Origin of the sequence: Pseudomonas sp. R4-39-08 (assembly GCF_003852275.1) — a bacterium.
GTDB lineage: Bacteria > Pseudomonadota > Gammaproteobacteria > Pseudomonadales > Pseudomonadaceae > Aquipseudomonas.
The window spans coordinates 3,255,103-3,276,432 of record NZ_CP027733.1 but is presented as its reverse complement, the minus strand read 5'-3'; the positions used below and the strand labels follow the sequence as shown (position 1 = coordinate 3,276,432).

Below are 21,330 nucleotides of genomic sequence, written 5' to 3'. Positions count from 1 at the left end.
GCCATCGCCGCGATGGCACCGCTCTGTCACTTCAGATACAAGCGGACACTAAATAATTCACCCATCGCGGGATTTTTTCTCGCATTGGCGAAATGTCGTTGGTGTGAGGCCTGTGGGAGGGGGGTTGCTCCCGATGGCGGCCTGACAGCCGACCAGGATGTTGGATCAAGGCGAGTACATATCCGTTGCTGCGGTAACGGCGGCTTAGGGTTCCGCCCTTACGGCGTCTCACTTTTGAAAAGCGCAAAAGTAAGCAAAACGCTCTTGCCCCACCACTCGGCACCTCGCCTAGGCTCGGTGTGCCCGTAATCCGACATTGATTTGGGGGGCCGCCGCCACGCGCCATCCATGGCGCGGGGCGGCTAAACCGGCATCCCTGCCGGTTTACCCCCCAAATCACTGTCGAATTCCGGCCAGCGTGGTTTAACGGGGCGCCTAGATCAAAAGCAAGATCAAGAGCGACTCGCTTCGCATCGTGGTTAGCGTAGGCTGCTACAAAATTGTGTAGATACCTATGGCTAGCGGGGGCAAGCCCTAATGCCAGTCAGTTAAGGCTTTTTGTAGGAGCGAGGCGGGCGGCTAGCCCTTGCTCGCGATAAACTCACAGGCACCGCGTTTATTCAGAAAGCACGCGTTATCGTTGACGTTTTTCGCGAGCAAGCTCGCTCCTACAGACGGCGGTGTACGCTTAACTGACTGGCATTAGGGCTTGCCCCCTCCCACATTGATGGCATTTCAGCGCATATCTGTTGGTTAAACTGGGCTCGCAGCGTTATGCCGCCAATAGGGACGTCATTTGTATGCCAAACAACCATTCACGCCTCATCTACCGCCAACCACAGCCTGCTGACGTGGGGCGATTATTCGCCATCTACAGCGACCCCCAGACCAACCTGTTCAACCCAGCAGGGCCCATGGCCAGTGTCGATGATGCGCAGCGCCTGCTGGAGCGCTGGCTCGACCAATGGTCTGCCCTGGGCTACGGCTGGTGGGCGGTTGCACGGTGTGAGGCTCCCGAACACATCATCGGCTTCGGCGGCATTGCGCCGCTCAACTACCTGACAGTGCCGCGCATCAACCTCGGCTATCGCTTCGCCGTCGAAGCCTGGGGGCAGGGCTATGCCACTGAGTTGGGGCGCGATGCCTTGGTGCTGGCATTCGAAACACTGGGCTTGCCGGAGGTTTTCGGGTTGGTACGACCGGAGCACGCCGCGTCGATCCGGGTGTTGGAGAAGATCGGCATGCAGCCATTCGGCCTGCTCGATGATGTGCCTGGCCAAGCACCAAGCCGGGTGATGCGCGTTTGTCATCCTACAACCGCTTCAGCCTGACAGTTTTCACACCCCTGTAAATCCTCGCTCACAGCAATCTTTCAGATTGACACTGCCCAGGCAGCCCGATATAAAAGCCACAGTTGTACGACGACATATGACGTTACATATGTCCTACCTAACAAAAATAAAAAGTGATGCCATGAATCTGAACGAGCCCATCAGTGCCCATCGTGTCGGCCAGGCGGTCGGCAGCTATCGCTGGACGATCTGCGCGATGCTGTTTTTCGCCACTACCGTCAACTACCTCGACCGCCAGGTGCTCAGCCTGCTGGCGCCGCAGTTGTCCACGCAATTTGGCTGGAGCAACACCGATTACGCCAACATCGCGGCGGTGTTCCAGTTCGTCTATGCGATTTCCATGCTGTTTGCCGGGCGGTTTGTCGACAAGATCGGCACCAAGGCCGCCTACGTCGTGGCGATTGGCATCTGGTCCACCGGCGCGATCATGCATGCCTTCTCGGTGCAGATGGGTGAGGGCCTTGCGGCGATCAGCACTGCCGTCGGCCTGGCGGTGATTCCGGTGTCGATTGCCGGTTTCATGCTGTCACGCGCGGTGCTGGCGATTGGCGAGGCGGGCAACTTTCCCATCGCGATCAAGGCCACGGCCGAGTACTTCCCCAAGAAAGAGCGTTCCTTCGCCACCGGGATCTTCAACTCGGGCGCTAACGTAGGCGCGATTTTGGCGCCCATCTGTGTGCCATTGATCGCTGGGATGTGGGGCTGGGAAGCGGCCTTCATGGTCATCGGCATGCTGGGCTTCGTGTGGGTGGCCGTGTGGGCCGCCGTGTACGAAAAACCTGAGCAGCAAAAACGCCTGTCGGCCGAAGAACTGGCCTACATCCGCAGCGACCAGACCGTACAACCCTTCACGCCATTGGCTGCGGGCGCAACACCGAAAAAAGTATCGTGGTTCAAATTGCTGACCTATCGCCAGACCTGGGCCTTCGCTTTCGGCAAGTTCATGACGGACGGCGTCTGGTGGTTCTTCCTGTTCTGGCTGCCGACTTACCTGTCGGCGCAATACGGCATGAAGGGCGCCGATATCGTGATGCCGCTGGCCGTGCTGTACAGCATGACCATGGTTGGCAGTATCGGGGGTGGCTGGTTTCCCAGTTACTTCATGGCACGGGGCGACGCGCCCTATGATGGCCGCATGAAAGCCATGCTGGTGATCGCGCTGTTTCCGCTGGTGGTGCTGCTCGCGCAGCCGTTGGGCTACATCAGCTTTTGGGTCCCGGTATTGCTGATCGGCGTGGGCGCCTCGGCACACCAGGCCTGGTCGTGCAATATCTTCACCACGGTATCGGACATGTTCCCGCAGAAAACCGTCGCGTCGGTGGTCGGTATCGGCGGCATGGCCGGGGGCCTGGGCGGGGTGGTGATGACCAAGATCGGCGGCTGGGTCTTTGACTACTACAAATCCATCAATGACATTCACACCGGCTACATGATCATGTTTGCGATCTGTGCCCTGGCGTACCTGGTGGCGTGGAGCGTGATGAAGACGCTGGTGCCGCGCCATAAGGAAATCACCGACCTCTGAGTGAGAGTGCCGGAGCGGGCAAGCCGCTCCGGCAATGTCGGTTCATCGATTACGCGTTACCCGCCATACCGTGTTGGCCAAATCATCGGCAATGATCAGCGCGCCTTTCGGGTCCACCGTCACACCGACCGGGCGACCACGGGTCTTGCCATCCTCCCCGCGAAAACCGGTGGCGAAGTCCACAGGCTCGCCAGCCGGTTTGCCGTTGCTGAACGGTACGAAGATCACCTTGTAGCCCACCGGATTATCGCGGTTCCAACTGCCGTGTTCGCCAACGAACACGCCGTCGGCGAATTTTTCGCCCATGGCCGGGATGGAGAAATCCACACCGAGTGCCGCAACGTGCGAGCCGAGGCTGTAATCCGGCTTGATCGCTGCAGCCACTTTGGCCGGGTTCTGCGGTTGCGCACGCGGGTCGACGTTCTGGCCCCAGTAGCTATAAGGCCAGCCGTAGAAGGCGCCTTCGCGCACCGAGCTGAGGTAATCCGGCACCAGGTCCGGGCCCAGTTCATCGCGCTCGTTGACCACCGTCCACAGCTGCCCAGAGCCCGGTTGGATGGTCAACGCCGTGGGGTTGCGCAGGCCAGTGGCGTAGGGCTTGTGCGCACCGGTCGCGGCATCGATCTGCCAGACCATCGCCCGGTCGATTTCCACTTCCATGCCGCGCTCGGTGATGTTGCTGTTGGAGCCGATCCCGACATAGAGCTGGCGCCCGTCCTCGCTCACCGCCAGGGATTTGGTCCAATGGTGATTGATCTGCGCCGGCAGGTCGGTGACCTTGACCGGGGCGCCGCTGGCTTTGGTCTGGCCGTCGGCATAGTCGAAGCGTACCAGCGCGTCCTGGTTGGCCACGTAGACTTTCCCATCGGCGTAAGCCAGGCCATAGGGCGCGTTGAGGTTGTCGGCGAACACGGTCTTGAGCTCATAAGTGCCGTCACCATCGGCATCGCGCAACAGCGTGATGCGGTTGCCGCTCTTGACCTTGGTATTGCCCTCGGCCTTGATCAGGCTGGCGATCACATCCTTGGGCTTGAGCTTGGCCGCACTGCCGCCACGGCCTTCGGCGACGAGGATATCGCCGTTGGGCAGTACCAGGGTCTGGCGCGGGATGGCGAGGTCGGTGGCGATCGCCGTGATGCTGTAGCCCTCGGGTACCTTGGGTTTCTGGTCGCCCCAGGCGACGGGCTCGGCGATCTTCATGCTCGGCAGCAGGCTGCTTTGTTGGGCCGGTAACTTGGGGTCGGGGCCGTGGACCTGAGTCTTGTCGCCTTCGCCGCCGCACGCGGCCAGCAGCAACGCTGCGCTTAACAGGGTCAAGGTGTGGGTGGTTTTCATTGGTCAGCTCCCGAACGCAGGTTAGTCAGGCCGATCCACGTCGCCACCATCGCCAGCAGCGTGACGATCACTGACAGCACCAGGCCGGTCGGCATCATGGCGTAGGCATCCTTGGCGTGCTGGAAGGCGTTGATCAGCCCCAACACCCAAGCGGCCAGCAACACCAGAAAGTAGGCGGCTGGGCGCCCGGCCTTGCGTTCGGCGCGCAGCAGATTGACCAGGGCGAATAACAGGGCAAACCCACTGAACACCAACGCACCGGCAATCAGCCAGGAGGCGAAATTGGCCCACTGAATCTGGTAGGTCTGGCCGTAGGCAATGTCACTGAGCGTAGCGCCGAGGAACAGCGGCACGCTGCCGGCGAGCAAGGTCGCATGCAGCGGGCCTGGCGTGCAGCGATAGGCGGGAAGGGTAGTCATGGGGGATGCAGCTCCTTATCGTTCGGCACGCCTGGCTAGGCGTGCGATGACTTTGCATAGGCTTTGCACATAGGCTTTGCATAGGAAAGGAGCGCGATGTTTGTGAGAAAGTTCACCGAAGGTTCGTGTCCGGATGTTTTTCGAACCCTTGGCCGCCGGATTCACCTAAGCCTCTAACCTTCATTGCTTATTACAGGCGTTCCCATGACCCACCCGCGCATCGGCTTTGCATGCCAGTACAAGCATCCCGAACGACTGCCTTCGGCCAGTGCCTTGAAGCTGATCGAAGGCCCGTTCAACCCGCGTACCACCACGTTGCGCTGGATGAACAGCGTCGAGCCCAAGGTCGCGCGGGATAAACTGGTCGAGGTAGTCACCCACAACCTCGCCGCCCAATTGCGCCTGCTGGCCTACGTTGCCGAGTTGCCGCCGACCCTGCGCATGCTGCGCCTGAGCAGTGACCTGTTGCCGTTCTACAGCCACCCCGACGTTGCCGCTGTGTATCAGGACCCGGCGATCCAGCGCCAATTGCAGGAAGGGTTTGCCGCCATCGGCGAGCTGGCGCGGGCGTCGGATATCCGCCTGTCGTTTCATCCCGGCCAGTACTGTGTGCTGGCCTCGGAAAACCCCGGCGTGGTGGAGAACAGCCTGGCCGAATTCGAATACCACGCCGACATGATCCGCATGATGGGTTACGGCCGCCGCTTCCAGGACCTCAAGTGCAACGTGCATATCGCCGGGCGCCTGGGTGTCGAGGGCACGCGGGCGGTGTGGCCGCGCCTGTCCGAAGTGGCGCGCAACTGCATCACCTTCGAGAATGACGAGAAAACCTACGGCCTGGACCATTGCCTGCAAGTCGCCGACCTGGCACCGGTGGTGCTGGACATTCACCATTGCTGGATCAACGAAGACCACTACATCGACCCCGACTCCCCACGCGTCGCCCAAGTCATCGACAGCTGGCGTGGCGTTCGGCCCACGATGCATTACTCCCAGCCCCCGGAAAGCCTGCAGGCACTGGGGTTTGACGCCGAGCACAAACTGGAAATGGCAGCCTTGCTGAAGGTGGTGTCCAAGCGCGACCTCTACGCCCACAGCGCCCAGATGTGGAACCGCTGGACCAACGACTATGCACTGCTGTTTCTGGATCGCTTTGACATCATGCTCGAAGCCAAGGACAAGAACATCGCCGCCCTGGCGTTTCATACGTATTGGCAGCACCGATCCGCCTGAAACATGGCATGCTTTGCGGCCCCACAAAGGAACCGTCCCATGGCTACCCTGCATCTGCTTTGCGGCAAGATCGCGTCCGGCAAATCTACGCTCGCCAGCAGTCTTGCCACCGATCACGCTGCCATCTTGCTCAGCGAAGACCATTGGCTCGCCACGCTGTATCCCGGTCAGATCAAGACGATTGCCGATTACCTGGCCTGTGCCCGGCAGATCCGCGGTGTCGTGGAGCCGCTGGTGATCGATCTGCTGAAGTCGGGCGTCAATGTGGTGCTGGATTTTCCGGCCAACACCCTGGCTAATCGCGAATGGCTGCTCACCCTGGCGCAGGCCGCCCAGGCACCGCATTGCCTGCATTACCTGGCGCTGGATGACGCCACCTGCCGGACTCGACTGCACGCACGCAACGCCAGCGGCGAGCATGATTTCGCCGCCACTGATGCCGAATTCGACCTGATTACCCGCCACTTTCGTGTGCCGAGCGAAGAGGAAGGCCTGGTGATCGAGGTGCATAGCTTATGAGTGCTGAACCACCTGTGAGCGCCGCGCCTGCGCAGTCTGACTTCGAGCCTTTACTGATGGATGTGCTGACCCGCTATCGAACAGACATTGCGCAAGCCGAGAACGCCTCGCAGCGCCTGCGTTTGCAGGGCGAAGCTGCGAGCAAGTTGATCCGTTCCACGCCTACGCAGCGGTCACCAGTAGCCTCGATGTGCCCGCAGACGCTGGAGGACCATGTGGCACTGTTCCGGCAGCGTTACCCGACCATGATTACCCAAATCGCCTACTTCCTGTTTGAGGCCAGAAATCCAAGCGCCGAGGGTGAAGCGTTCCTGCTGCGTCTTGATGCATTCCTTGACTGGATGGCCTCGCAGCGGCAATAAACCCATAACCTGTGGCGAGGGAGCTTGCTCCCGCTGGCGCGCGCAGCGGCCCCGCTCTTCGCTTTAAAAGAATGGGCCTGCTGCGCAGTCCAGCGGGAGCAAGCTCCCTCGCCACAGTGACCGTTGTGATCGGAAAGGAATCAATCTAATGCGCGTCCGAACAAGCGCTCAGGCCAGCAGCGCTTGGGCCTCGACCACCCTCGCATAGTCCATCGCCAGGTTACTCAACGACAACGCATGTACATCTTCCGCCGGCCACAGCCGCCCCGATAGATCAGTCTGATCGAAGGTAAAGCAGGCATCCGCGACCACGATCACGTCAAAGCCCAGGTTGCCAGCCGAGCGTGCCGTGGACTCCACGGAATTGTTGGTGATGACTCCGACGATCACCACTTGCCTGATCGAGCGCGTGTGCAGCCAGCGCTCAAGGCCCGTGGCGATGAACGCATCCGGGACGTTTTTTTCCATCACTTGTTCGTGGGAGAGGGGCTGCAGCGCGTCCTGGAATTCGCAGCCTGGTTGACCAGGCCAGAACACCGAGCCAGGGGAACGAGAGATATGTCGCACATGAATAATTGGACGTTGCGCCTGTCGCCACGCGGTAAGAAGCTGCTGCATGCGCAGTTCGGCGTCTGGGTTGTTGCGTCGACCAAGAGTGGGGTCGCCCATGCCTTTTTGCATATCGATGATCACCAGCGCCGCGTTCATCGCTAACGGTTCCATGAGCTGTCCTTTTGCGTGTGAGGCGCGAAACATAGCAGTCAGGGCCTGTATTCAAACAGTAATTCATCAAGCCTGCGCCGTTTGCTTTTAAACCCAAGTGATTGCCCACCTGCTCCCTGAACCGTTACCCTCGGTCCACATCCCCACCCACCGACCGTAACAGTGAGTCACGGTCTGCACTGAATCAGGACGATGAACGATTATTCTCTGAAACTCGCCAACTACTGGCGCACCTCGCTGGCCGACGCGGAAAACGGCAATGGCGCCTTATCCCCGAGCCATGTCAAAACCTACTCCGCAGTACCCTTGGCTTCACTGGCCGCTGGTTGTTTGCCGGTTGAGCAAGTGGACAGCCTATTTGCCGGCGAACCGGCACAACTGCTCCAGGTGGATGTCACGCTACGCCCATTCGTGTATGCCTCACGCCAGGAGCACCGCCAGGCGCGCAACGGGCTGCCGGCGTTCATCACGCCGATCATTTGCCGCGTGTCGGTCACCCGCGACGGGCTTATCTATCCGACCGGGCCCACGCTGGTGCCGCGCGATATTCTGGAGCCGTTGGATCGCGACAACTTCACCATCGGCGCCCAGCATGACCTGGATACGTTTCTAACCGCACAAGATGCGCCGCAGTTCGAGCCGCCACCCGCCGGCACAGAGGTGCAGCCGGAGCACTACCGCGAGCAGTGGATCACTTACCTGCGCTATTGCAAGACGATGTTCCAGACCGTCTGCAACGCCTGGAACGGCGCGGAGGACGGTTTTGATCCGGTCAACTATTGCTATGTCTTCAAGGAACAGAAGGCCGACGGTTTCAGCCGCAATATCGTGGCGCTGTACGATCACCTGCGCCTTGGCAAGCCGGATGCGCCGTTGTTCGAGCGGTTCGCACAACGTGAGCGCATGCCCGATGAGCCGTGCCTGGCCGCCAACAGCCTGTTCGCCGAGCGAGGAGGGCATGCCGGTGACGAATACGCGCTGGCGCCTGCCCAACGCGACAGCCTCGCGCACCTGCTGGCGGGTAACGCCGGGGATATCCTGGCGGTCAACGGGCCGCCGGGTACCGGTAAGACCACGTTGCTCTTGTCGGTCGTCGCCTCGCTTTGGGCCAAGGCCGCTGCCGAGGGCGGCGAGCCGCCGGTGATTGTCGCCAGTTCTACGAACAATCAGGCGGTCACCAATATCATCAAGGCATTTGGCAAGGACTTCTCGGCAGGCACCGGCCCCTTTGCTGGGCGCTGGCTTCCGGATATCAACAGCTTTGGCGCTTACTTTCCAAAGGCCGCTGCGGAAGCGGAGATGGCCCGCACCTACCAGACCAAAAGCTTTTACCTGGAGCTGGAGACGCAGGACTATCTGGATAAAGCGCAGCAGGCTTATCTGGAGCATGCCGCCATCGCCTTTCCCGGGCCGTCGCAGCCCACGCTCAAGGGCACCGTCGACAAGCTGCAGGCCCTGATTCAACTGCGTCAGCAGCAACTGGGCGATATCGAGAAGGGCTGGGCAAGATTGAACGCGGCGCGCGACGCCATGAAGGCCTTGCTCGGCGATAATCCATACACGGCAATTGCGGCGCTTGAAGGGCAATGTCGGGCGCAGTCCGATCAGTTGGCAAACGCCAAGGCACGCCTGAAAGATTTCAAGCATTACCTGGCCCATGAGTCATTGATTTACACGCTGTTCGGCTGGTTCGGCCCGATTGCCTCCAAGCGCCTGCGCTTGGCCAAACTGCACATCGATGAAACTGATGCACAGCTGCAGAGCGCCAGCGACGTGCATGAGATAGAGCGCCTGCTGACGGCCGCCGTGGCGCACACCGCCCAAAGCCTGAAAATCCTTGAAACCCAGCGTGAGCGTGTGGAGCAATTGCGGCGCGATGAACAGCGCGAGCTGTCGAACTGGCAGGCGGTGATTGCCCGGTTACCCGATGCCATCGGCAAGCCCGCCGCCGAGGTGACGCTGGAGGACTGCGACCGTTGGGCGGACACCTCGCTGCGCTTTGAGACGTTCCTGCTGACCACGCATTATTGGGAGGGCCGCTGGCTGTTGGAAGTCGCCGATGAGCTGCCACTGATTCTTAAAAGCCGCAAAAAAAACGGCCGCAAGACCCTGGAAAAAAACTGGCGGCGCTGGATGAAGCTCACGCCTTGCGTGGTGGCGACGTTCTACCGCTTGCCGGCCGAGCTGTCGTGCAGCCGCCGTGACGGCAATGGTTATGTCGCCGATTACGCGCTGAACTTCATCGACCTGCTGATCGTAGACGAGGCGGGCCAGGTGCTGCCCGAAGTAGCGGCGCCGTCGTTCGCCCTGGCGCGGCAAGCGTTGGTGATTGGCGACACGCAACAAATCGAGCCGATATGGTCGGTGCCGCCGTCGGTGGATATCGGCAACCTGCTCGCTGCCGGCCTGCTGTCGCGCAGCCGTGTGGACGATGAGTACGAGGCTTTCTGTGACAGCGGGCGCAGTGCCGCCAGTGGCAGCGTCATGGCGATTGCGCAGTCCACCAGCAGCTATCACTACGACCGCGACCTGGCCCGCGGCCTTTATCTGTATGAACACCGCCGTTGCTATGACTCGATCATCGATTACTGCAATGCGCTCTGCTACAAGGGCAAGCTGCAACCGCGACGCGGCGCCAAACCGCAGGGTGGTTTGCCGGGCCTGGGTTACCTGCATATCGACGGGCTCTGCCAGCAGAAGCAAGGCGGCAGCCGTCATAACCTGCTGGAGGCACAGACCATCGCTGCCTGGATCAAGGCCAATGAACAGCAACTGACCCAGCGCTATAACAAGGAGCTCTGGGAAATCCTCGGGGTGATCACCCCCTTTGGCGCGCAGACCCAGGCCATTACCGAGGCATGCACCGCCCTGGGTATCCGTACCGGCAAAGGCGACGGTGAAATGACCGTTGGCACCGTGCACTCCTTCCAGGGCGCCGAACGACCGGTGGTGATTTTTTCTGCGGTGTATTCCAAGCATGCCGACGGTGCGTTTATCGACCGTAGGGACAGTATGTTGAACGTGGCGGTTTCCCGCGCCAAAGACAGTTTTCTGGTGTTCGGCGATATGGACCTGTTCAGCCAGATCCCCGCCAGCAAGCCGCGTGGCAGGTTGGCGCAGTACTTGTTGAACAGCGCGGACAATGCGCTCACCTTTGATTTCCAGCCTCGGGCGGATTTGCTGACGGCGCGCACCGGGTTGAGCCACCTGCATGAGTTTGCCGAACATGATCAGTTCCTGTTGCAGACCCTGGAGACGGCGCAGCAGCAGGTGCAGATCGTGACGCCCTGGGTGCGCCTGAGGGGGATGCGTGAAAGCGGCGCCCTTGAGGCCATGTGCGGCACCGTGCAGCGCGGGGTGCCGGTCACGGTGTATACCGATTTGCACTTCAACACTGGCATCGGCCGCAGCAAGTCCGACGGGGACCCCGGCAAAGTCGCCGAATTCAAGGATGCGCTGGCGACCCTGAAGCACCATGCCGTGCAGGTGCGTGTGGTCAACAAGGTGCACAGCAAGCTGGTGATGGCCGATGAAGCGCTGTTGTGCGTGGGCTCGTTCAATTGGCTGAGCGCAGCGCGCTCGGGCGATTATGTGCGCCATGAAACGTCCATGGTCTATCGCGGGCCGGACGTCAGCAGCGAGTTGGCGATCAATCGAACCAGCCTGGCGCAACGCCTGATTTCGCGCGAACTCTGACCGGCCATCACGTTATGCCAGCGGCTCGAGCGCTGCTGGCATAGCGATACCGATCAGCAGCCCACGCGCAAAACCCTGAGACTTCCCGACGAAAATCTTCATAATGGCGGCCATTTTGTTTAGCCCGTTATTCTGGTGTGCCCGCATGGAAATTAAGGTCAACTTTCTCGACAACCTTCGGCTTGAAGCCAAGTTCGATGATTTCACGGTGATTGCCGACCAGCCGATTCGCTACAAAGGCGACGGTTCGGCGCCGGGGCCATTCGATTACTTCCTGGCTTCGTCGGCGTTGTGTGCGGCGTACTTTGTGAAGTTGTACTGCGCCACGCGCAATATTCCCACGGAGAATATTCGCCTGTCGCAGAACAACATCGTCGACCCGGAAAACCGCTACAACCAGATCTTCAAGATCCAGGTCGAGCTGCCGGCGGACATCTCGGACAAGGACCGCCAGGGCATCCTGCGCTCCATCGACCGGTGCACTGTGAAAAAAGTGGTGCAGGCCGGGCCGGAGTTCGTGATCGAGGAAGTGGACAACCTCGACGCCGACGCCCAGGCGCTGTTGATGCCCAGCTCGACGTCGGAGGCGGGCACCTACATCGCCGGCAAGGACCTGCCGCTGGAGCAGACCATCGCCAACATGTCCGCGATCCTGGCGGGCCTGGGCATGAAGATCGAGATCGCCTCGTGGCGCAATATCGTGCCCAACGTCTGGTCGCTGCATATTCGCGATGCCCACTCGCCGATGTGTTTTACCAACGGCAAGGGCGCGACCAAGGAAGGCGCGCTGGCGTCGGCGTTGGGCGAGTTCATCGAACGGCTCAACTGCAACTTCTTCTACAACGACCAGTTCTGGGGTGAGGAACTGGCCAACGCGCCCTTCGTGCATTATCCCGACGAGCGCTGGTTCCAGCCGGGCCCGGACGATGAGTTGCCGCGTGAAATCCTCGACGCCTACTGCCTGAAGATCTACAACCGCGACGGCGAGCTGCGCGGTTCGCACCTGTTCGACACCAACTCGGGCAACGAAGCGCGGGGCATCGTCTCGCTGCCGTTCGTGCGCCAGTCCGATGGCGAGGTGGTGTATTTCCCCTCCAACCTGATCGAAAACCTTTACCTGAGCAACGGCATGAGCGCCGGCAACACCCTGGCCGAAGCCCAGGTGCAGTGCCTGTCGGAGATTTTCGAGCGGGCGGTGAAGCGCGAAATCATCGAAGGCGAATTTGCGCTGCCGGATGTACCGGCTGAGGTGCTGGCCAAATACCCCGGCATTCTGGCCGGTATCGAAGGCCTGGAAGCCCAGGGCTTCCCGGTGCTGGTCAAGGACGCGTCCCTGGGCGGTGAATTCCCGGTGATGTGCGTGACCCTGATGAACCCGCGCACCGGCGGCGTATTCGCCTCGTTCGGCGCGCACCCAAGCATGGAAGTGGCGCTGGAGCGCAGCCTCACCGAACTGCTGCAAGGCCGCAGTTTCGAGGGTTTGAACGACTTGCCGCAGCCGACCTTCGAAGCCCAGGCGGTGACCGAGCCAAACAACTTCGTCGAGCACTTTATCGACTCCAGCGGTGTGGTGTCGTGGCGCTTCTTCAGCGCCCAGTCCGATTATGAATTCGTCGAATGGGACTTTTCCGGCCACGGCGACGACTCCAACGTCCAGGAAGCCGCGACGCTGTTCGGTATTCTGGAAGGCATGGGCAAAGAGTCGTACATGGCGGTTTATGAGCACCTGGGTGCCACCGCCTGCCGCATCCTGGTGCCGGACTACTCGGAAATCTACCCGGTGGACGACCTGATCTGGGACAACACCAACAAGGCGCTGTTTTTCCGTGAAGACATCCTTAACCTGCACCGCCTGGACGAAGCGCAGTTGCACGCGCTGGTCGAGCGTTTGATCGAAAGCGAGCTGGACGACTACACCGATATCACCACACTGATCGGCATCGAGTTCGACGACAACACCGCGTGGGGCCAACTGACCATCCTGGAGCTGAAGCTGCTGATCTTCCTCGCGCTGCAGCAGCATGAGGAGGCCAAGGAATGCGTGGAAATGTTCCTGCAGTACAACGACAACACCGTCGAACGCGGGCTGTTCTACCAGGCGGTGAATGCGGTGCTGGAGATGGAACTTGACGACGACTTGGAGCTGGCCGACTACGAAGCCAACTTCCGCCGCATGTTTGGTAACGAACGCATGGACGCGGTGATTGGCTCGGTCAACGGCAGCGTGCGGTTTTATGGGCTGACGCCGACCAGCATGAAGCTGGAAGGGCTGGACCGGCATTTGCGCTTGATCGAGAGCTACAAGAAACTGCATGCGGCAAGGGCAAACGCTACCTTGGCACATTGATGGCTATCTGATGCATGAGGGGCAAAATGTGGGAGGGGGCTTGCCCTAATGCCAGTCAGTTAAGAAGTAGAAAGGGTAAAAAGTAACCTGTGGCGAGGGAGCTTGCTCCCGCTGGACTGCGCAGCAGTCCCATTTTTGGGGCCGCTTCGCGGCCCAGCGGGAGCAAGCTCCCTCGCCACAGGTACAGTGTTCGTCCTTAACTGACTGGCATTAGGGCTTGCCCCCGATAGCGGTGGTTCAGTCACCTGACCCAGTGGCTGACAGACTGCTATCGGGAGCAAGCCCCCTCCCACATTTGATCGATTTCTGACTTTAGATGCGGGCCAGGGCTTGGGCCAGATCCGCGCGCAAATCCTCTATATCTTCAACTCCCACCGACAACCGCACCAACCCATCGCCAATCCCCAACTGCGCCCGCGTCGCTGCCGGGATGCTGGCGTGGGTCATGATCGCCGGGTGTTCGATCAGGCTCTCCACGCCACCCAGGCTCTCGGCCAGGGCGAAGATCTTTACGTTTTCCAGGAAACGCGTGGCGCCCGCCAGGTCAGTGTTCAGGTCCACTGAAATCATCCCGCCAAACCCGCGCATCTGCCGTTGGGCCAGTTCATGCTGTGGGTGGGATTTCAGGCCCGGGTAATACACCCGCGACACCTGCGGTTGCTGCTCCAGCCAGGTCGCCAGTTCCAGCGCGTTGCGGCAATGGCGCTCCATGCGCAGGGCCAGGGTTTTCACGCCGCGCAGGGTCAGGAACGCATCGAAGGGCCCGGCGATGGCGCCCACCGAGTTCTGCAGGAAGCCCAGGCGCTCAGCCAAATCAGGGTTGTCGCCGACGATGGCGATGCCGCCGATCACGTCCGAGTGGCCGTTCAGGTACTTGGTGGTGGAGTGCACCACGATGTCGCACCCCAGCTCCAACGGGCGCTGGATCCACGGGCTGGCGAAGGTGTTGTCGGCCACGCAGAGGATGCCGCGGGCGCGGCAGAGGCGGGCGATGGCGCTGAGGTCGGTCAGGCTCAGCAACGGGTTACTGGGCGTTTCGACCCAGACCATGCGCGTGTCGTCGCGCAACGCCGCTTCAAACGCCGATACATCACTCAGGTCCACATAGCTGAACGTATGCCCGGCGCTGCGCTGACGCACCTTGTCGAACAGACGGAAGGTGCCGCCGTACAGGTCATTGCCGGAAACGATATGCGCACCGGCATCGAGCAATTCGAGCACCGTGGAAATCGCCGCCAGCCCCGAGGCAAACGCGAAGGCCCGAGTGCCGCCTTCAAGGTCGGCAACGCAACGTTCCAGGGCAAAGCGCGTGGGGTTATGGGAGCGGCCGTAGTCAAAGCCCTTGTGCACGCCGGGGCTATCTTGCAGGTAGGTGGAGTTGGCGTAGATCGGCGGCATCAGCGCGCCCGTGGCCGGGTCGGGCGACTGTCCGGCATGGATCACACGGGTGGCGAAGGCGCTTTTATCGGGCTGGCTCATGCAAGGGATCTCCGTAGGTGGTTGAGCAGGTCGACGCGGGTGATCAGGCCATGGAAGCCCGAGGCGTCGGCAATGATGGCGACCAGGCCGCGATCCAGCTCCGCCTGCAGTTCGGCCAGGCTGGCGCTGGGGGCCAAGGTGTGCAGGGTGCGGGTCATGGCGCTGGCCACGCTCATGGAAAAATGCGTGGCGTCCTGATGCAGGCCCAGCAGCAGGTCGGACTCATCGATAACGCCCGCCAGTTGCTTGCCGTCCACCAGCACCGGCAGTTGCGAGACATCCGCCAGGCGCATGCGCTGGAAGGCGGTGAGCAGGGTGTCGTCGGGGCTCACGCTGATCACCCGACCATCTTCGAAGCGGCGGGCGATCAGGTCGCGCAGGTCGCCGTAGTGCTTGTACTGCAACAGGCCTGCGTCGTTCATCCATTGGTCGTTGTAGACCTTGGACAGGTAGCGCGTGCCGGTGTCGCACACGAAGGTGACCACGCGTTTGGGCTCGGTCTGCTCGCGGCAATAGCGCAGCGCGGCGGCGAGCAGGGTGCCGGTGGACGAGCCGCCAAGAATGCCTTCGGCCTTGAGCAGTTGGCGGGCGTGGTCGAAGCTTTCTTCATCGCTGATGGAGTAGGCCTGGCGCACGCTGGACAGGTCGGCAATCGACGGGATGAAATCCTCGCCGATGCCTTCCACCGCCCAGGAACCAGGGGTTTCAAGCCGACCGCTGCGGCTGTACTCGGCCATCACCGAACCCACCGGATCGGCCAGCACCATGGCCAGCTCGGGCTGCACGCGCTTGAAGAAACGGGTTAAGCCGGTGAGGGTGCCGGCCGAGCCGACGCCCACCACAATCGCATCCACATCATGCTGGGTCTGCGCCCAGATCTCCGGCGCGGTGCTGGTTTCATGGGCCAGCGGATTGGCCGGGTTGTTGAACTGGTCGGCGAAGAACGAGCCCGGAATATCCTTGGCCAGGCGCGCGGCCACGTCCTGGTAATACTCGGGGTGGCCCTTGCCCACATCGGAGCGAGTGATATGCACCTCAGCGCCCATGGCCTTGAGGTGCAGCACTTTTTCCGTGGACATCTTGTCCGGTACCACCAGCACCACCCGGTAGCCTTTGGCTCGGCCGACCAGTGCCAGGCCCAGGCCAGTGTTGCCGGCGGTGGCCTCGATAATCGTGCCGCCGGGGCGCAGGCGACCGTCACGCTCGGCGGCGTCGATCATCGCCAGGCCGATGCGGTCCTTGATGGAACCGCCGGGGTTTTGCGATTCAAGCTTGAGAAACAGGGTGCAAGGGCCAGTGTCAAAGCGGCTGACCTTGACCAGCGGCGTGTTACCGATCAGTTCAAGTACGGCGGGGCGGGGGAGGTTAGGCATGTCGTCACCTGGTTACGGAATGGGCGTAGGGTGGGGGACAGCAACAGCATGGCTTGAAACATAGGCCGCTATCGCCAGGCTCGCAACCAGGCGGTCCGATGCATGACTTTTTTTGGCGCATGGAGGGTGAGGGGGGAGGTGGATGGCGGGCACAGCACCCGCAGGCAATGCAGATCAAATGTGGGAGTTGTCGAGCCCCAGCGAGGCTACGAAGGCGGCGGTACTGCTGGCCTATAAACCACCTGACCCACCGCTATCGCGGCCTCGCTAAAGCTCGTGCGCTCCCACATTCATACACCCCATCAGCGCCCGGCGATGGCGGCTTCAATAGCGGCAATGTCAATTTTGCGCATGGTCATCATCGCGTCAAAGGCTCGCTTGGCGACCGCCGGGTCCTTGCTTGTCACCGCATCGACCAACACCCGTGGCGAGATCTGCCACGACAGGCCCCATTTATCCTTGCACCAGCCACACGCGCTTTCCTGCCCGCCATTGCCGACAATGGCGTTCCACAACCGGTCAGTTTCCTCCTGGTCATCGGTCGCCACCTGGAAGGAAAACGCTTCACTGTGCTTGAACATAGGGCCGCCATTCAGGCCCAGGCACGGGATGCCCAGCACGCTGAATTCCACGGTCAACTCATCACCCTGCTTACCGGCCGGGTAGTCGCCAGGCGCGTAGTGCACCGCCTTCACTTCGCTATCCGGAAACGTCTGGGCGTAGAAGGTCGCCGCCTCCAGCGCATCGCCGTTGTACCAGAGGCAAATCGTATTTTTGTTGTTCATGGCAGGCTCCCCGGGTTGAAAGGTGCCTGGAGTCTAGACGATCGCTACGCCAGGGCGTCTTTCCCACAAGCACCCGCGCGCCGCGAGCGCCAGCCCAACCCGAGCACCATCAACAAACCCAGGCCAGCCATCAACGCACCTGCCAGAGAAACGGCGGGGTAGCCCAGCCCGGCATTGATCACCGCACCGCCCAGCACCGCGCCGATGGCATTGCCGAAATTGAACGCGCCGATATTCATTGCAGAGGCCAGGTTAGGCGCATCCTTGGCGGCCTCCATCACACGCATCTGCAACGGCGGTACCAAGGCAAAACTCGCGGCGCCCCACAGCAGGATCGACAGCGCGGCGGGCAGCGGCCATTGCATGAGCACCGAAAAGGCCAACAGCACGGCGATCAACACCACCAGCGATGTAATCAACGTGCGGTCTACCGAACGGTCCGCCGACTTGCCACCCCACACGTTGCCCAGGGTCAGCCCGATACCGAACAGCACCAGCATACCGGTGACAAAGTTGGTCGACGCATGGGTGACATCGCGCAAAATCGGCGCGATGTAAGTGAACACCGTAAACATCGCACTCGAGCCCACCACGGTCAGCGCCAACGCTGCCAGCACCGGCCCGCGACCGAGTACGCGGATTTCCGCCATCAGGCTGCCGCCTTTCGGCGCGGGTGCATTCGGCAGCGCCCACCACAGCGCGGCCATCACCACCGCGCCCAGCCCGCTGATGCCCCAGAACGCCGTGCGCCAGCCGAAGTTCTCGCCAAACCAGGTGGCCAATGGCACGCCGCCAATGGTCGCCAATGTCAGCCCCAAAAACATCGCGGCCACAGCCCCCGCGCGCTTCTCCGGCGCGACCACACTGGCCGCCACAATCGAACCGATACCGAAAAACGCCCCGTGGTTCAGCGACGTCACCAGCCTGGCGATCATCAAGGTCTGGTAATTGGTCGCCAGCGCCGACAGCAGATTACCCAAGGTGAAGATCGCCATCAGCCCGATCAACAGGTATCGGCGCGGCACCCTGGCCGTCGCGAGCGTCATGATCGGCGCGCCGATCAGCACGCCGATGGCATAGGCACTCACCAACAGCCCGGCGGCGGGGATGGATACGCCAAGGTCGGCGGCAATACCGGGCAACATGCCCATGGGGGCAAACTCCGTGACCCCGATGCCAAAGGCACCGATGGACAAGGCTACAAGGGGTGGATTGATACGCATGGGTGACTCCTCATCTGTGTGCCGAATGCTACAATCCAGCCTTTTGCAGCAGTAGCCCCTGGTTGGGAACTACACCTTTGCGCAGGAGGCACAAATGGACATCGGCGGCCGCTCGGGAGAGATGGAAGTGTTCGTCATGGTCGCCGAGCACGGCAGCCTGTCGGGCGCCGCGCGCGCCCTGGGGCTGACGCCGTCGTCCATCAGCCGCATCATCACCCGCACCGAACGACGCATCGGCACCCGGCTATTGCTGCGCACCACCCGCGCCATCACCTTCACCGCCGAAGGCGAAGCCTACCTGCGCGGCGCCCGTCGCATCCTGGCCGACATGGCCGAAGTCGAAGACGCCATCACCGACCAGGGCGCCCCCGCGGACGCCTCAGAGTCAGCGCAGCCCTGGCCCACGGCCGCCTGACCGTCGTGCCGCTGATCGCCGCCTTCAGCGCCCGCTATCCCGCCATCGTGGTCGACCTGATGCTCGGCGATGAACTCGTGGATATCCTCGCCGGCCAGGCCGACGTCGCCATCCGCTTCGGCCACCTGGCCGACAGCCCCCTGACCGCCCGCCCCATCGGCTCCACCGGCCAGGTCATCGTCGCCTCACCGGACTACCTGGCCCGCCACGGCACCCCGGTTACGCCGCAGGATTTACTTGAACACAACTGCCTGCGCTTCAACTTCCGCAGGGCGGCGCCGGACTGGCCGTTTCGGGTGGATGGGCGGGATTTTTCATTGAAAGTTGCGGGAACGATTGAGGGGAATAGTGGAGAGGCGTTGGCGCAATTGGCGAAGCTGGGCGCGGGGATTGCGCGGGTTGGGGCGTTTAGTGTGGCGGAGGATCTGGAGCGGGGGGAGTTGGTACCGTTGTTGGAGGCGTATAACCCGGGGGATGTGGAGCCGATTCATGCGGTGTTTGTGGGTGGGGCGGCGATGCCGGGAAGGGTTAGGGCGTTTGTGGATTTTTTGGTGGGGTGGGATGGGGGGTGAGGGGGGAGTGACTGGCGGGTTTCGGCAAGGAGCGGTCATTCATCATCTGCATTAAAGCAAGTCATAGGCAGTGTGTTGCTCCTTGACCATCTCCAGATACGCTATGAACGCGGCCATGGAGTAGCCATGTTCCTGTTCAAAAATAGGCAGTAGCTCACTCAGTTGCATTGGCTCCTGTTGCCCGAACGACCAGCCGACCCGCCCGTTGATTTCGATTCGCCTGACCACATTGATGTGTCCTAACGCGATTGAGCGAGGATGGCCATGCTCATGCTGATTCCGAAAGTCGCTTGTCGCCTCATTAAAGGTTTGTTCTGCCATTCGATTCAATGAGGTAGCAAGCACTGGCCAGCGGGACCACGCTTCGCTCATGGTCTTGGCCTGCTTCATACTTGTATGACCACCATTCCAGTGCGGCGGGTTTTCAGGCCATTTCAGGAATGCATTTGCATGAAAAGAGGTCGCAGTTGCTGCATGTATTAGTCGGCCACGCAGGGCTTGCGGCGCCGAGAGGCACAGAGTGGTCAGCGGTTTGACATGGTCCAACAGCAGATTGTATTGATCCTCCTCTGAAGCCTTCTCGTAGATCGGATGCCAAGCGTGCAAGAAATGAATGTATCTCACGAAGCCGTTAATTGAGTTGGCAATCTCACGCAATGCATCCTGCGCAACCGCATGAAAAGGCATCGCCACCATGTTGAAGCTCTCCCCTCCAAACAGTTTCGGGTAGGGTGCCAGCTCCAGTAGCGGCGTACTTCGCCGATTGCCCCTGAACGCTGCATAAAGCTCAAGGGCGCGATCATCTGTATATGTGTCGACCATGGCTACGCTCAGCAAAGGTATTCGCTGAAGACTATCTGATATGCATGGAAACTCGAAGTGTGAACTCACCAATCCGCCGGAAAGGTTTGGATTAGCATGGTCCAGCCTTCGCGCCCGGCCCGGAGCAAATCCGAGGTGAGGCCTGCGCAGGCTGCCAGTGTGAATCGTCCCTACTGTCGAAGACAATTTCAAGCGTCAGCTTTAGAGTGGAATCTACACTTGGCAAGTGTCCGCTTTTGACCGATAGCCGTCTTCCGCTCCGACAATGGCGCGTCCTGTTCTACTCTCCGATCAGACCTCATGCCCTCCAGCTCAAGGGCATTTCGAAAACTTTGGCAAGCCGAGCCAGCTTCTCGGCAGATCTGTAGATAGTATCGGTGTTAGGCCACTTCGGTGTGATGCTGATGCAATGATTACGCCCTTCTTTTTGCTCCACCACGAAAACTCCATGAAGAATTCGTCGTCTGGGAAGAGCACCCCATTATCAACCGCACTGTATTAGCCACACTGGCTCCGCCCCCTATGCTCCTGATTTCAGCTACGGACGCCCTTAAGCAGAAGCTCAAGTGCCCCCAGGGCCTGCAACAGCCTGCCTGAACCTGGCTCAGCTTCTGCGATCCAGAATGCTGCTTCGCACAAGGCACCATGGATCAGCATTGCCAATGCTCCGGGATCGGTTTGTACAACCGTCTCTTGCAGCATCAGTTGCTCAAGCATCTTTTGTAGGGAGGCTGCACAGTGCTGATGCGCTTCTGGTGGGGAGCTACCCAGAACAGCGCGCGCATCCCGCAATACGATGCGCTGTATTTCAGGCTCCTGTGCCATTTCCAGGTACATGCGACAGCGGTCCCTGAAAGCCTCCCATGCGTTGTCCGTACTGTCCGAAATCACTTGTAGCCGCGTGTCCATCTCCGCATCAATTTGAGCGACCACGGCCGTGAGTAAACCTTTCTTGTCGCCGAAATGATGGTAAAGCGCGCCCCTCGTCAGGCCAGCCAGCGCTGTCAAATCATCCATGGACGTTTCGGCATAGCCATGTTCGCTGAAAACCTGGCGCGCGGTCTTCAGCAACGTGGCACGTGTTTCTTCCATACCAGCGCGTGTACGTCGAACCATGATATCTCCCAGACCAACAAGCTATTTACATTCA

Annotated in this window: 16 protein-coding genes and 1 pseudogene; 8 read left to right on the top strand and 9 right to left on the bottom strand. The window is 60.9% G+C overall.

Translation table 11 applies throughout. The annotated features are described in order from the left end of the window. Positions 1 to 800: 800 nt before the first annotated feature. Both C4J88_RS15135 and C4J88_RS15130 read left to right on the top strand, forming a co-directional pair. Positions 801 to 1,331, top strand: a complete 531-nt coding sequence (locus tag C4J88_RS15135; RefSeq protein WP_124407426.1) for a GNAT family N-acetyltransferase — start codon at positions 801 to 803, stop codon at positions 1,329 to 1,331. 142 nt (positions 1,332 to 1,473) lie between these two features. Then, complete coding sequence (locus C4J88_RS15130; RefSeq protein ID WP_124367234.1) at positions 1,474 to 2,877, top strand: MFS transporter; 1,404 nt, start codon at positions 1,474 to 1,476, stop codon at positions 2,875 to 2,877. A gap of 42 nt (positions 2,878 to 2,919) precedes the next feature. On the opposite strand, the gene C4J88_RS15125 is transcribed toward C4J88_RS15130, so the two are convergent. Both C4J88_RS15125 and C4J88_RS15120 read right to left on the bottom strand, forming a co-directional pair. Continuing rightward, entirely contained in the window at positions 2,920 to 4,212 is a 1,293-nt protein-coding gene (locus C4J88_RS15125; RefSeq protein ID WP_124407425.1) for a sorbosone dehydrogenase family protein, read from the bottom strand. Then, positions 4,209 to 4,631: a DUF2231 domain-containing protein gene (locus C4J88_RS15120; RefSeq protein ID WP_124407424.1), complete on the bottom strand. Its 423-nt coding sequence runs from the start codon at positions 4,629 to 4,631 to the stop codon at positions 4,209 to 4,211. Before C4J88_RS15120 ends, C4J88_RS15125 begins: the two co-directional genes overlap by 4 nt. A 204-nt stretch (positions 4,632 to 4,835) precedes the next feature. Here C4J88_RS15120 and C4J88_RS15115 point away from each other — a divergent pair, with 204 nt between their 5' ends. From C4J88_RS15115 to C4J88_RS15105, 3 genes are read left to right on the top strand one after another with little or no spacing between them, the layout of a single operon-like run. Continuing rightward, positions 4,836 to 5,864 (top strand): UV damage endonuclease UvsE, encoded by a 1,029-nt coding sequence (locus C4J88_RS15115; RefSeq protein WP_124407423.1) that lies wholly within the window; start codon positions 4,836 to 4,838, stop codon positions 5,862 to 5,864. Positions 5,865 to 5,903: 39 nt separating this feature from the next. Next, the gene (locus C4J88_RS15110; protein ID WP_124407422.1) at positions 5,904 to 6,383 is read left to right on the top strand and encodes an ATP-binding protein; all 480 of its coding nucleotides are present in this window, start codon (positions 5,904 to 5,906) and stop codon (positions 6,381 to 6,383) included. Continuing rightward, positions 6,380 to 6,745, top strand: a complete 366-nt coding sequence (locus C4J88_RS15105; protein WP_124407421.1) for a hypothetical protein — start codon at positions 6,380 to 6,382, stop codon at positions 6,743 to 6,745. The genes C4J88_RS15110 and C4J88_RS15105 overlap by 4 nt, the downstream gene beginning before the upstream one ends. Positions 6,746 to 6,913: 168 nt before the next feature. Here the strand turns inward: C4J88_RS15105 and C4J88_RS15100 are convergent, their stop codons facing one another. After that, entirely contained in the window at positions 6,914 to 7,468 is a 555-nt protein-coding gene (locus tag C4J88_RS15100) for a cysteine hydrolase family protein (protein ID WP_124407420.1), read from the bottom strand. A 192-nt stretch (positions 7,469 to 7,660) separates the two neighbouring features. On the opposite strand from C4J88_RS15100, the gene C4J88_RS15095 reads away from it, so the two are divergent. Further along, a complete protein-coding gene (locus tag C4J88_RS15095; protein WP_124407419.1) occupies positions 7,661 to 11,164 on the top strand; it encodes an AAA domain-containing protein in 3,504 nt (1,167 codons plus the stop codon). Positions 11,165 to 11,309: 145 nt separating this feature from the next. Continuing rightward, on the top strand, positions 11,310 to 13,511 hold the full coding sequence (locus C4J88_RS15090) for an OsmC domain/YcaO domain-containing protein (protein ID WP_124407418.1): 2,202 nt from the start codon (positions 11,310 to 11,312) through the stop codon (positions 13,509 to 13,511). A 312-nt stretch (positions 13,512 to 13,823) separates the two neighbouring features. On the opposite strand, the gene C4J88_RS15080 is transcribed toward C4J88_RS15090, so the two are convergent. The 4 genes from C4J88_RS15080 to C4J88_RS15065 form a co-directional block, all read right to left on the bottom strand. Further along, positions 13,824 to 14,990 carry a cystathionine gamma-synthase gene (locus tag C4J88_RS15080; RefSeq protein WP_124407417.1) on the bottom strand — a complete coding sequence of 389 codons (1,167 nt, stop codon included), beginning with the start codon at positions 14,988 to 14,990 and terminating at the stop codon, positions 13,824 to 13,826. Continuing rightward, complete coding sequence (locus tag C4J88_RS15075) at positions 14,987 to 16,363, bottom strand: cystathionine beta-synthase (RefSeq protein ID WP_124367223.1); 1,377 nt, start codon at positions 16,361 to 16,363, stop codon at positions 14,987 to 14,989. Before C4J88_RS15075 ends, C4J88_RS15080 begins: the two co-directional genes overlap by 4 nt. A gap of 302 nt (positions 16,364 to 16,665) precedes the next feature. Beyond that, on the bottom strand, positions 16,666 to 17,148 hold the full coding sequence (locus tag C4J88_RS15070; RefSeq protein WP_124407416.1) for a VOC family protein: 483 nt from the start codon (positions 17,146 to 17,148) through the stop codon (positions 16,666 to 16,668). A gap of 44 nt (positions 17,149 to 17,192) precedes the next feature. Continuing rightward, positions 17,193 to 18,371 (bottom strand): MFS transporter, encoded by a 1,179-nt coding sequence (locus tag C4J88_RS15065; protein WP_124407415.1) that lies wholly within the window; start codon positions 18,369 to 18,371, stop codon positions 17,193 to 17,195. A gap of 94 nt (positions 18,372 to 18,465) precedes the next feature. On the opposite strand from C4J88_RS15065, the pseudogene C4J88_RS15060 reads away from it, so the two are divergent. Next, a pseudogene (locus C4J88_RS15060) lies at positions 18,466 to 19,358 on the top strand (LysR substrate-binding domain-containing protein). A 51-nt stretch (positions 19,359 to 19,409) separates the two neighbouring features. Here C4J88_RS15060 and C4J88_RS15055 read toward each other — a convergent pair. After that, entirely contained in the window at positions 19,410 to 20,180 is a 771-nt protein-coding gene (locus C4J88_RS15055) for a hypothetical protein (protein WP_124407414.1), read from the bottom strand. Between the two features lie 534 nt (positions 20,181 to 20,714). Then, positions 20,715 to 21,296, bottom strand: coding sequence for a TetR/AcrR family transcriptional regulator (locus tag C4J88_RS15045; protein ID WP_124407413.1), 582 nt, complete (start codon positions 21,294 to 21,296; stop codon positions 20,715 to 20,717). Between the last annotated feature and the right edge of the window lie 34 nt (positions 21,297 to 21,330).

What these genes read in the sequence shown, in the direction of transcription:
- C4J88_RS15125 (WP_124407425.1), bottom strand. Translation starts at nt 4,212, where the DNA reads ATGAAAACCACCCACACCTTGACCCTGTTAAGCGCAGCGTTGCTGCTG.
- C4J88_RS15120 (WP_124407424.1), bottom strand. Translation starts at nt 4,631, where the DNA reads ATGACTACCCTTCCCGCCTATCGCTGCACGCCAGGCCCGCTGCATGCG.
- C4J88_RS15105 (WP_124407421.1), top strand. Translation starts at nt 6,380, where the DNA reads ATGAGTGCTGAACCACCTGTGAGCGCCGCGCCTGCGCAGTCTGACTTC.
- C4J88_RS15055 (WP_124407414.1), bottom strand. Translation starts at nt 20,180, where the DNA reads ATGGTCGACACATATACAGATGATCGCGCCCTTGAGCTTTATGCAGCG.
- C4J88_RS15130 (WP_124367234.1), top strand. Translation starts at nt 1,474, where the DNA reads ATGAATCTGAACGAGCCCATCAGTGCCCATCGTGTCGGCCAGGCGGTC.
- C4J88_RS15045 (WP_124407413.1), bottom strand. Translation starts at nt 21,296, where the DNA reads ATGGTTCGACGTACACGCGCTGGTATGGAAGAAACACGTGCCACGTTG.
- C4J88_RS15135 (WP_124407426.1), top strand. Translation starts at nt 801, where the DNA reads ATGCCAAACAACCATTCACGCCTCATCTACCGCCAACCACAGCCTGCT.
- C4J88_RS15080 (WP_124407417.1), bottom strand. Translation starts at nt 14,990, where the DNA reads ATGAGCCAGCCCGATAAAAGCGCCTTCGCCACCCGTGTGATCCATGCC.
- C4J88_RS15065 (WP_124407415.1), bottom strand. Translation starts at nt 18,371, where the DNA reads ATGCGTATCAATCCACCCCTTGTAGCCTTGTCCATCGGTGCCTTTGGC.
- C4J88_RS15075 (WP_124367223.1), bottom strand. Translation starts at nt 16,363, where the DNA reads ATGCCTAACCTCCCCCGCCCCGCCGTACTTGAACTGATCGGTAACACG.
- C4J88_RS15115 (WP_124407423.1), top strand. Translation starts at nt 4,836, where the DNA reads ATGACCCACCCGCGCATCGGCTTTGCATGCCAGTACAAGCATCCCGAA.
- C4J88_RS15100 (WP_124407420.1), bottom strand. Translation starts at nt 7,468, where the DNA reads ATGGAACCGTTAGCGATGAACGCGGCGCTGGTGATCATCGATATGCAA.
- C4J88_RS15110 (WP_124407422.1), top strand. Translation starts at nt 5,904, where the DNA reads ATGGCTACCCTGCATCTGCTTTGCGGCAAGATCGCGTCCGGCAAATCT.
- C4J88_RS15090 (WP_124407418.1), top strand. Translation starts at nt 11,310, where the DNA reads ATGGAAATTAAGGTCAACTTTCTCGACAACCTTCGGCTTGAAGCCAAG.
- C4J88_RS15095 (WP_124407419.1), top strand. Translation starts at nt 7,661, where the DNA reads ATGAACGATTATTCTCTGAAACTCGCCAACTACTGGCGCACCTCGCTG.
- C4J88_RS15070 (WP_124407416.1), bottom strand. Translation starts at nt 17,148, where the DNA reads ATGAACAACAAAAATACGATTTGCCTCTGGTACAACGGCGATGCGCTG.